We start from the raw sequence: 9,400 nt of genomic DNA, 5'->3' as shown, positions 1-9,400 counted from the left end.
AAGGCAAAAATACTGGATGAACTTGGGAAAAAACAGCAGGCATATCAAATGATTCATAAAGCAAAGAGCCTTGATCCCGATATTACAAATCAGATAGCCGGATCACTGGTTCATGATTAGTGTATGATGAATGAAACGATAAAACCCTATAATATACTTATAATAAAAATATGGTTCAAATATCTGGGTTTTATTAATATTAAAGTAATTTTATACACTCTATTGCATGGCATATTTTTATATATTCATAAAAGTCAGATAAGCTGGGGGGATTGATGAGACCCGTGAAAAAGATCCTTTCTTCAACGGGCTCGTCATCTTCATTGATTCCTTCTCCTAATTTTATCTTCATATTTTCTGACTATACGAACGATTTAAAGATTATATCTGAATATCCTTAAATTCATATTAGGGATTTTTTTCTCTTTTATCTACCCTGACTCTGTTATGAAAAGTATAAAAGTCAGAACATACAATTCACAATCAGATAATCATGCTTGAGCTATATCATTGTAACATCTGCGGGCAGATGGTACTTATTGTAAATGAAGGAAAAGGAACTTTGGTTTGCTGTAATCAGCCGATGACACACATTCCAGAGAAACAGGGTGAAGAAGAAGGGAAGGAGAAACACATTCCAGTTATTGAAAAAACTGATTCAGGAATTAATGTTAAAGTCGGGTCGGTATCTCATCCAATGGTAGATGATCATTATATCAAGTGGATAGAAGTAATCGGGGATACGTATCTTCAGACATCAACGTTAAAGCCTGGTGATGCTCCTCAAAAAGAATTTTGTGTTCCGTTTGATTCAGTAAAGAAGGTCAGAATCTATTGTAATAAGCATGGATTCTGGATATCTCATTAAATTTTTCTCATCTGTTTATAAATCATTCATTCCGATTGATTCCGATTGATTTATCATATTCACATACCATTTCATTTCAGGGATTCTGCATGAAATTTTTTTCATTGATGAGATGGGGGTTCATTTTTATAGGTATCTTTATAGTAATTTCCAATGTGTATGCAGATACGAATCAGTCGTCAGGACTATTTGGATCCTATATGATTTATTCAGATCCAGCAGGTGCTGATGTATACATTTTTGAGAAGTATTCTGGGAAAACTCCTCTACTTTACATTCCTGATAATGCACCTGACCCTCCATGGACAATAGAATTTCGAAAAGACGGATACAATAGCAGCATCTATGCAATCAATGAGAATATTACTCCTGGAACACAAAAGGAAATATTTGTTCGCCTCTCCCCTGCTCCAATGTTTGGTACGATCTTTGTCAGTTCTGATCCTGATGGTTGTCTTGCTCAATTAGATGGGAGTTTATCTGTTCCTCTCCCTTATTCTTTCACATCCGTTCCTGAAGGAACCCATACCCTTTTTGTGTACAAAACCGGATATAAATCATATCTGAATGAACAATTATCAGTCATGCCCAACTCAAAATTGACAATAAAGGTTATTCTTATTCCAAATTATGAGCGGAAAGAACTTGTCGTTACTTCTACTCCGCCGGATACAGAAGTTCTTGTTGATGGTATCTTCAGAGGAATTACGTCAGGAAATATTCCTCTTATGATTGGACCACTGAATGATGGTCAGCATACCGTGCTTGGACGTATTGCCGGATATCAGGAGAAAAAGGAGATAGTATTTACGCGGCAGGATCGTTCAACAAATGTTCATCTGCATATGATCCCCATAACTCTCATGCCCATGTCATCAACCCTGAAGATACGATCAAATCCGTCAGGATCAGATGTACTCCTTAATGGTATCTGGTTTGGTGAAGTGCCAGCTCAGGGATATCTGGAGCTGAATGATATTCCTCCAAATCGGTATAAACTGGTGATATCTCATTCAGGTTACTCTGATCATATAGAATGGATTTTTCCCGGACCTGGTGAGACCATTACCATAGATACGGCGCTCGTACAGGCCGGATGATTCGTTCTTAAAATTTTAGAGAAAAAATTCAGGCTCTGGAGCTCTCCCCATGCTGGGAAATATCCAGACCAACATATTCTTCCTCTTCTTTAACCCGCAGGCCCATGATTTTATCTATCGCTAATGCAAGGATCCATGTTCCTATGAATGAATAGGCGAGGATGACAAATGCAGCTCCTGCCTGAGTGATGAGTTGCTGAGGGTTTCCGGCAATAAGGCCATTAGCCCCGCCTATTGCAGCCGTTGCAAAAATGCCTGCTGCCAGAGTTCCCCAAAGCCCTCCTGATCCATGAATAGCCCATGCATCAAGACTTTCATCCCATTGGCGGGCAAGTCTGAAAACCAGAGCATAATAACAGATAATCCCTGAAACAGTCCCAATGATAAACGCTTCCATCGGCCCTACAAACCCCGCAGCAGGGGTAATGGCACCAAGACCGGCAATAGTGCCGGATATCATGGAGAGAGAACTTGGTTTTCCATAATACCAGGATGTGAACATGTAGGAAAAAGTTCCTGCAGCTGCAGAGATATTGGTGACAATAAAAGCATTGACTGCAACTGTATTGACTTCAAGAGCCGATCCTGCGTTAAATCCAAACCACCCAAACCAGAGCAACCCGCCACCAAGAAGCGTTAATGGGATATTATATGGTGAAAGAGTATATTCTCCAAACCCTCTTCGTTTCCCGATAACAAATGCCAGGGCAAGGGCAGAAAAACCAGCACAAATATGAACGACAATGCCTCCCGCAAAATCAAGAACTCCCATCTGTTGTGCCCAGCCGCCTCCCCAGACCCAGTGAGCGATAGGATCATAAATGATCGTAGACCAAGCCAATCCAAATAGTAGAAATGAGGATAACTTAATCCGTTCTGCTACGGCGGACGTTACAATGGCTAAAGTAATACCTGCAAAAGCCATCTGGAATACCATGAATACCATTTCCGGAAGCTTATCCCCGTCTAACGAGACGTTCATCAGGGCAATTTTTTCTGTTGATCCGATTATCCCCATGATATCTGTTCCAAATGACAGAGTATATCCAAAAAATATCCATTGCAAAGAGATCAAAGCAAATGATAGAAATGAGAGAGTAATCATTGAGATAATGTTTTTCCGATGGACGAGGCCTGCATAAAAAAATCCAACGCCAAATGTCATCAAAATGACAAGGGCTGTACAAATCAATACAAATGCGGTATCAACTGCCTGCATACAATATTCACCATACACACCAGATCCCGGTGTTTTCAGGATCACGTGATAGAAAGAAAGTAATTTCCACCATATATAAAATTTATTAATTAAAGGAATGAAAAATATCCTTTTCGATAATTATTGAGATAATTATACAGGGCAATATCAAGAGCGCAGAACCAAACGAGAAAAATGTATTTCCATGAATGGAATTGTGTAGAGAGATCTGTAATGACTATTTTTTAAGGGGGCACATATCTTCTGTAATTACAACACCGAAGATGTAATTCAGTGTGTTATCACCTGCGGATACCGGAGACTTTTCAATAATCACATCTCCAATCGTTCCATCAGGTCTGAAAAACCGGGTTACCATATGTATATGAGAAACAGCACCTTGATTTACCAGATCTTCATTTCCTTTCAGAAATTCCTGTGCAATCTCATCGGACATTACCTGATTTACCTGTTTCCCGATTACAGAATCAGGTTCTGCTTTTATCAGCTCACAAAATGCTGCATTTGCAATAAAAAATACTCCATCCTCCCTGATGATAAAGATAGGATGCGGAAAATTCGTCATAAGTCGCTGTATCAGATTGGCCTGGAGTAATTGGGCTTCTTCTTGCTCTTTCCACTGTGTCATATCAGTGATAAGAATATACCCACGGATTGCATCACCAAAAGGAACAAGTTTGACACGGATTGAAAGATAAATTGACTCTCCGTCTTTTCTTTTTGCCCAGAACCGTAGTTCTTTCATGGATCCTTTATTGTGCTCGGCTTCCCTGAGTGCCTTTTCAAATCGTTCTTTTTCTTCTGGTATCGCCAGATTTTCTGGTCGCATCTTATGAATTTCATCTGCTGAATATCCCGTAATCTCACATAGGCGCTGATTGTGAAAGATTACCTTCTTCTTTCCGTATTTTATTTCAGATACAATAAGACCATCAGAGAGGTGATCTGAAACACTGCGGAAGAATTCCTCACTCTCTTGAAGGGTTGTAAGCGCTTCCTTTTCCAATGTCACATCTTCAAGAATTATGGTATCAGCAGAGCTGCCATCCTCAAATACGGTCGGGATAATTTTCCCCCGAAAAAATCTTCGCTCATGGCCCTCTCGAACGATTTCAAATGTTTCCTGCCTTGATGTGAGAAAATCAGACAGATTTTTTAAGAATTTTGAATTTTCAGGATTTCGAGGAAGTACCTGGTCAATCTTTTTCTGAAGAGCAGAACTTCCCTGGATTTCAAGCAGTTCAAAAAAGGGATCATTTCCCTGGATAATCCTCAGGTTACGGTCCAGAACAAGTACAAGATCAGTAGTGTAGGAGAGAAGGGCTGAGAGGGGGACTCGTGATGAAAGGGTGAACACTTTCGCCATTCCAAAAGTCCTCAGGTCTACATGTCCTGCAGCATGGAGGATATCCAGGTAACGCCCGGTTGAGTGCTTGTTCCGCCCAAGAGCAGATGCTATCTCAGTAACGCTCATCCCTTGCGGATGATTACGGAGTAGATCCTTGATGTGGGCCAGTTCATCAGCCAACCGATGCATACCTAGTGATTTGCATTCGTTACTGAAATAAGTTACTCATGTTGCTAACACAGATGTGGAACACGTATTTGTAACACATAAACAATACTATTATATACTGTTCTATACCACGAACATATACACAAGTGAAACCAACTCAGGTGTACTATACATGACAAAACCAGTGTTTTCAGAATGTATCCCAAAAAAAACCCTGGATTCTTTCAGGGTGCCATGTATTATCCTTATTGGATTATGTCTGGCAGTATTCTGTATTTCTCCGGTATCTGCCGGAACAAAATATCTCTCAGGTGAGCCGAATTTATCTGCGGCCATCTCCGGAATAAATGAGTTTACCCCGGGATCGACGATAGAACTCCCGATTCTGATTGAAAACAGCGGTCTGAACTACATAAAAATGGTTCAGTCAGGGATTGTTGATCGGGATGATGTCCCATCTACTGCCAAAATGGTAAGAGTTACCCTTCTCCCTGACGGGGCACCAATACTTATCAAGTCAGATACCCAGATGGTCGGAGATATTGAAGGCTCTGAATCTAAACCGGTGAAATTCCAGATACGAGTTAAAGATGATGGTCAGGCAGGAACATACAGCCTCCCGGTCAGAATTGAATATACCTATCTTGCTGCAGCTGAGCAGGTTGGAACCGACAGTGTTGTGAACCGATATAATACCAAGAAGATCGAACTGAATGTTCCATTTATTGTAAAATCTGCAATAAACCTGGATGTCATTAAAGTCACTCCTGAAGATATCAATGCAGGCGGGGAGGGATTTGTTACCATTACCCTGCGGAACAGTGGGGCAGACACCGGTCGTAAGGCAATTGCGAAATTATCCAGATTTGGAAACTCTCCGGTTGTTCCGGTTGACAGTACAGTATACATAGGCGATTTTAAACCTGGTGACGAGTTCGATGCAAAATTCAAAGTTTCAGTCACCCGCGATGCAGAACCGCAGGAATATCCGCTTGAGGTGCTGGTAACCTATCAGAATGCTGATGGAGAGAACCTTGAGACCCCCGCTGAGCAGATCGGTATCCCGGTCGGTGGGAAGATAAAATTCACCATGGTAAATGATCCGCCAAAGGTAACAATAGGCAGCAAACAGGTGATCGAGGTGGAATACCGGAATGATGGTGATGCTACGGCGTACAGCTCTGAAGCCCGTATCAGTGCAGTTGATCCCTTCTCAAGTGATGATGATCTTGCATACCTGGGAGACATAAAACCAGGTGAATCTGCAATAGCAAGGTTTAAAATGACCACCAATGCTGAGGCAATCGAAAAAACATACGGTCTTGACTCAGAGATCAGATACCGTGATGCTCTTGATAACAGCCAGATATCAGATACCATCAAAGTTCAGATAACTGCGGGCAAACCAGATGGCCTCTCAGCATTACTCTCCAATCCAATCATCATCGCCGTAATTTTGATTCTAATCATTGGTGCCGCATACCGGTACCACACCACTCGCAGAAAACCTGCGTCTGTTTAAGGAACCTTGTGGAGATCCACCATGCGTTCCATTTTTGAAAGCATCTCATCCCTCATAGTGAACCGGCCAAAACTGGTTCTTGGAGCACTTTGTCTCATTTTTATCGCTTCGATTGTGGGAATGTCGATGCTCAAGATGCAAACCGGAAATGAAACATACCTTGACAAGAACACCCCGAAAGGTATTGCATTCTCTCATTATGAGGATACATTCAGCCAGGATACCCTTGTCATTCTTATTGAGAGTAATGATCCCTTAAGCCCTGATGTTATCGCATACCTGGATAAAATTACGCCGGGCCTGAAGAATTTACAATATATTAACTCGGTTTCAAGTATAGCAGACCTTGTGAAACAGGCAAATAACGGAGATATACCCAGTTCTTCAGGAGAAATTAAAAATATTAAAGAGAGTATTCCCTCTGAAGTTTTATCCCGATACATTCCTTCCAATCTGCTGACTATGATGATGGTCAAACTGGATGTGGGAATGACCGATCAGAAACAGAAGAGTGTGATGAATAATGTCAGGTCGTTCCTGAACAGTTCTCATCCTCCACCCGGTGTTACGGTAACATTAACCGGAAATCCGGTATTCCAGCAGGAGATGGGTCAGGAACTGAGTAAATCCATGGGAACCCTGATTATGGGTGCCATGGTCCTGATGGTTATTGTTCTCGGACTTTTGTTTGCATACGTCAGTCACCGGTTCATTCCGGTTTTAATTGTTGCAATCGGATTAATCCTGACCTTTGGTATTATGGGACTATGCGGTGTATATCTTAACACTGCAGTCATTGCCGCATTCCCGGTCCTTATTGGGCTTGGTATTGATTATGCAATTCAATTTCATGCCAGGTTGGAAGAGGAGGCACGAAAAGGATCGTTAACTAATGCGGTCAGAATTACCATCACCAGAACCGGCCCGGCAGTTCTTTTTGCGATGATTGCAACCACGATGGGATTTATTGCAATGTTCATCTCTCCGGTTCCCATGATCCGGTCATTTGGTCTTGTCGCAATCATCGGGGTTGCCGTCTGTTACATGACATCGCTCATCGGTATTCCCCTCATCGCAGTATTAATCAAATATAAACCAAAAGGAATTCATGGAGAGGAGAAACCGACAAAGGCAGATCTGGTCCTTTCAAAGACTGCAGTCACCATTGCGAAAAACCCTCTTCCAATTCTTATGGTTGCCGTCCTCTTTGCATTTATCGGACTTCAGGTTGATCCTTCAATTCCCATCTCTACCAGTGAACGGACCTTTGTCCCCTCTGATATGCCGGCAAAGATATCTCTTGATAAAGTGAGCAGAACAATCGGGTCTACTACACCGGTTCCCATCCTTGTTACCGGTAATAATGTCCTCTCTCCTGATGTGCTCACATGGATAGAGACCTTCCAAAAGAATGAAGTCAGTTTGTATATGGAGATCACCGGGTCCACAAGTATTGTGGATTATATCAAAATTTATAACAATGGGACCGTCCCTCAAACCCAGTTTGAGATTGATGAAGTAATATCCAAAATACCGGAAGGAGTCAGAAACGAGTTTGTGAATGGCAGGACAGAGACGGTAATAGAGTTTTCTACCAAGCGTCTTGAGATGCCACAACAGGATGAACTCAAAACACAGATGACGAATGATCTGGTGCTTCTCACTCCGCCACCGGGAATTAGTGCCTCTATTACCGGAAGTTTTGATCTCTTTACGACTTTGATATCAGACATTTCGGAAAGTAAGGAGGAGATGACATTACTGGGCTTCATTCTGATAGTGGCGTTCCTTGCACTTATCTATCGGAAGATTCATGCCGTAACTCCAATCGTTCCCATCGTCTGTATTGTCGGCTGGAATGCTGTCGCCATGCTCATTCTGAATATCGATTATACACCAATGACTGCCTGTCTTGGATCTATGACCATAGGGGTTGCAGCAGAATACACAATTCTTATCATGGAACGATATCTTGAAGAACGGGAGACAGCAGCAAGCACAATTGATGCAATCCGTGAAAGTGTTCGAAAGATAGGGTCAGCGATTATGGTATCCGGGTTTGCAACATTCTTTGGGTTTTCAGCACTCATGCTCTCGAACTTTAATATGATCAGTAATTTTGGTCTGACCACCGTTATTGCCGTTTTATTCTCACTTATCGGAGCGGTTGCGATAATGCCGGCTGTGTTATCTGTTCTGGATGAACTTATCAGGGATGTCCATACTATTGAGGATAAAGTCTTTCATCATCCTCATAAAGAATAACTCTATTTTTCTGATACTCTCATTACCTGTGATAACAAACATGATAGTATGGATCAGGTGCGGAAAGATCGCTACCTTGATAACCTAAATTGGATTTATGATCGCTTTAGACGTATCGATATCTGGCAGGAAGAACTTTCTGAGATTTATACAATTCATGATACTAAAACGGTTTTTGCTATTTTTAAAGCATAACCCGGAATTATTCCAGTTTCCGTTTAATCTCGGTCCATAAACTCACAAGTGAGAGGCTTATCAGATTCAGTGTGGTTGCACTGTACCATAACATGGCCTCAGTCTTATTCAGATAGACTATCCACCCGGACCATAAGGCAAGGCATATGATTGAAAAGGTGATCAGGGTGTCTATGGCGAGGAAAAGCGTTGAAGCATTAAGATACCTTCCTATCTGAGCCAGAGTACAGAATTCAATTTTTCCCGCACTGTCAATAATATCAAATCCGGCTCTTGTAAGATTCATGAGCAGATCAGCCCCGGCCCAGATCATGAGAACCCATCCGGCATAGATAAAATATGGCTGACTATGAATCTCTGCAGCTCGAATAAACTGAATTCCAAAGAGAATTTTAAACAAGCAGAAGGGAACCCCAATCGTTAGTGACAGAAATGCCGGCCTGGTAAAAAATGAGTTTGTAGAATTCGTTTTACTTGCTTTTTCTGAACTCTCACCCATGGCAGACTCCATGCTCTTATGGATATATCCTGCTCATGCTATAAGAAGTAATGAGGGGATTATTCCCCTGATTCTTCATACAACAGGGTAAAGTACCGGGATTCTAAAATGGTGACTAAAGGCCAGAGGAATAATGCAATGATTATACCAATATACGGAGCTTCTATTACCAGATTGATGAGCATCCCCAGGATAAAGGAGATAACGTAGATGATG

Annotated in this window: 7 protein-coding genes; 4 read left to right on the top strand and 3 right to left on the bottom strand. The window is 41.6% G+C overall.

The window, feature by feature from the left end; translation table 11 throughout:
* The first annotated feature begins 493 nt into the window (after positions 1-493).
* Both LDL35_RS12510 and LDL35_RS12505 read left to right on the top strand, forming a co-directional pair.
* A complete protein-coding gene (locus LDL35_RS12510; protein WP_304022945.1) occupies positions 494-868 on the top strand; it encodes a desulfoferrodoxin in 375 nt (124 codons plus the stop codon).
* 200 nt (positions 869-1,068) lie between these two features.
* Positions 1,069-1,968 carry a PEGA domain-containing protein gene (locus LDL35_RS12505; protein WP_304022943.1) on the top strand — a complete coding sequence of 300 codons (900 nt, stop codon included), beginning with the start codon at positions 1,069-1,071 and terminating at the stop codon, positions 1,966-1,968.
* Between the two features lie 28 nt (positions 1,969-1,996).
* Here the strand turns inward: LDL35_RS12505 and LDL35_RS12500 are convergent, their stop codons facing one another.
* Both LDL35_RS12500 and LDL35_RS12495 read right to left on the bottom strand, forming a co-directional pair.
* Positions 1,997-3,187 carry an ammonium transporter gene (locus tag LDL35_RS12500; protein WP_304022941.1) on the bottom strand — a complete coding sequence of 397 codons (1,191 nt, stop codon included), beginning with the start codon at positions 3,185-3,187 and terminating at the stop codon, positions 1,997-1,999.
* A 217-nt stretch (positions 3,188-3,404) separates the two neighbouring features.
* Positions 3,405-4,724, bottom strand: a complete 1,320-nt coding sequence (locus LDL35_RS12495; RefSeq protein ID WP_304022938.1) for a PAS domain S-box protein — start codon at positions 4,722-4,724, stop codon at positions 3,405-3,407.
* A 151-nt stretch (positions 4,725-4,875) separates the two neighbouring features.
* Between LDL35_RS12495 and LDL35_RS12490 the strand changes: the two genes are divergently transcribed.
* Positions 4,876-6,225, top strand: coding sequence for an S-layer protein (locus tag LDL35_RS12490; RefSeq protein WP_304022936.1), 1,350 nt, complete (start codon positions 4,876-4,878; stop codon positions 6,223-6,225).
* A gap of 21 nt (positions 6,226-6,246) precedes the next feature.
* Entirely contained in the window at positions 6,247-8,490 is a 2,244-nt protein-coding gene (locus LDL35_RS12485; RefSeq protein ID WP_304022933.1) for a hydrophobe/amphiphile efflux-3 (HAE3) family transporter, read from the top strand.
* 202 nt (positions 8,491-8,692) lie between these two features.
* On the opposite strand, the gene LDL35_RS12480 is transcribed toward LDL35_RS12485, so the two are convergent.
* On the bottom strand, positions 8,693-9,196 hold the full coding sequence (locus tag LDL35_RS12480) for a hypothetical protein (RefSeq protein ID WP_304022930.1): 504 nt from the start codon (positions 9,194-9,196) through the stop codon (positions 8,693-8,695).
* Positions 9,197-9,400 lie beyond the last annotated feature (204 nt).

The organism is Methanospirillum hungatei (assembly GCF_020216685.1).
GTDB lineage: Archaea > Halobacteriota > Methanomicrobia > Methanomicrobiales > Methanospirillaceae > Methanospirillum > Methanospirillum hungatei_B.
This window is presented reverse-complemented; position numbering and strand designations above follow the sequence as displayed.

Bases quoted from the DNA above. Each gene is read 5' to 3' on its own strand.
- LDL35_RS12510 (WP_304022945.1), top strand. From the start codon at position 494: ATGCTTGAGCTATATCATTGTAACATCTGCGGGCAGATGGTACTTATT.
- LDL35_RS12505 (WP_304022943.1), top strand. From the start codon at position 1,069: ATGATTTATTCAGATCCAGCAGGTGCTGATGTATACATTTTTGAGAAG.
- LDL35_RS12500 (WP_304022941.1), bottom strand. From the start codon at position 3,187: ATGCAGGCAGTTGATACCGCATTTGTATTGATTTGTACAGCCCTTGTC.
- LDL35_RS12495 (WP_304022938.1), bottom strand. From the start codon at position 4,724: ATGCATCGGTTGGCTGATGAACTGGCCCACATCAAGGATCTACTCCGT.
- LDL35_RS12490 (WP_304022936.1), top strand. From the start codon at position 4,876: ATGACAAAACCAGTGTTTTCAGAATGTATCCCAAAAAAAACCCTGGAT.
- LDL35_RS12485 (WP_304022933.1), top strand. From the start codon at position 6,247: ATGCGTTCCATTTTTGAAAGCATCTCATCCCTCATAGTGAACCGGCCA.
- LDL35_RS12480 (WP_304022930.1), bottom strand. From the start codon at position 9,196: ATGGAGTCTGCCATGGGTGAGAGTTCAGAAAAAGCAAGTAAAACGAAT.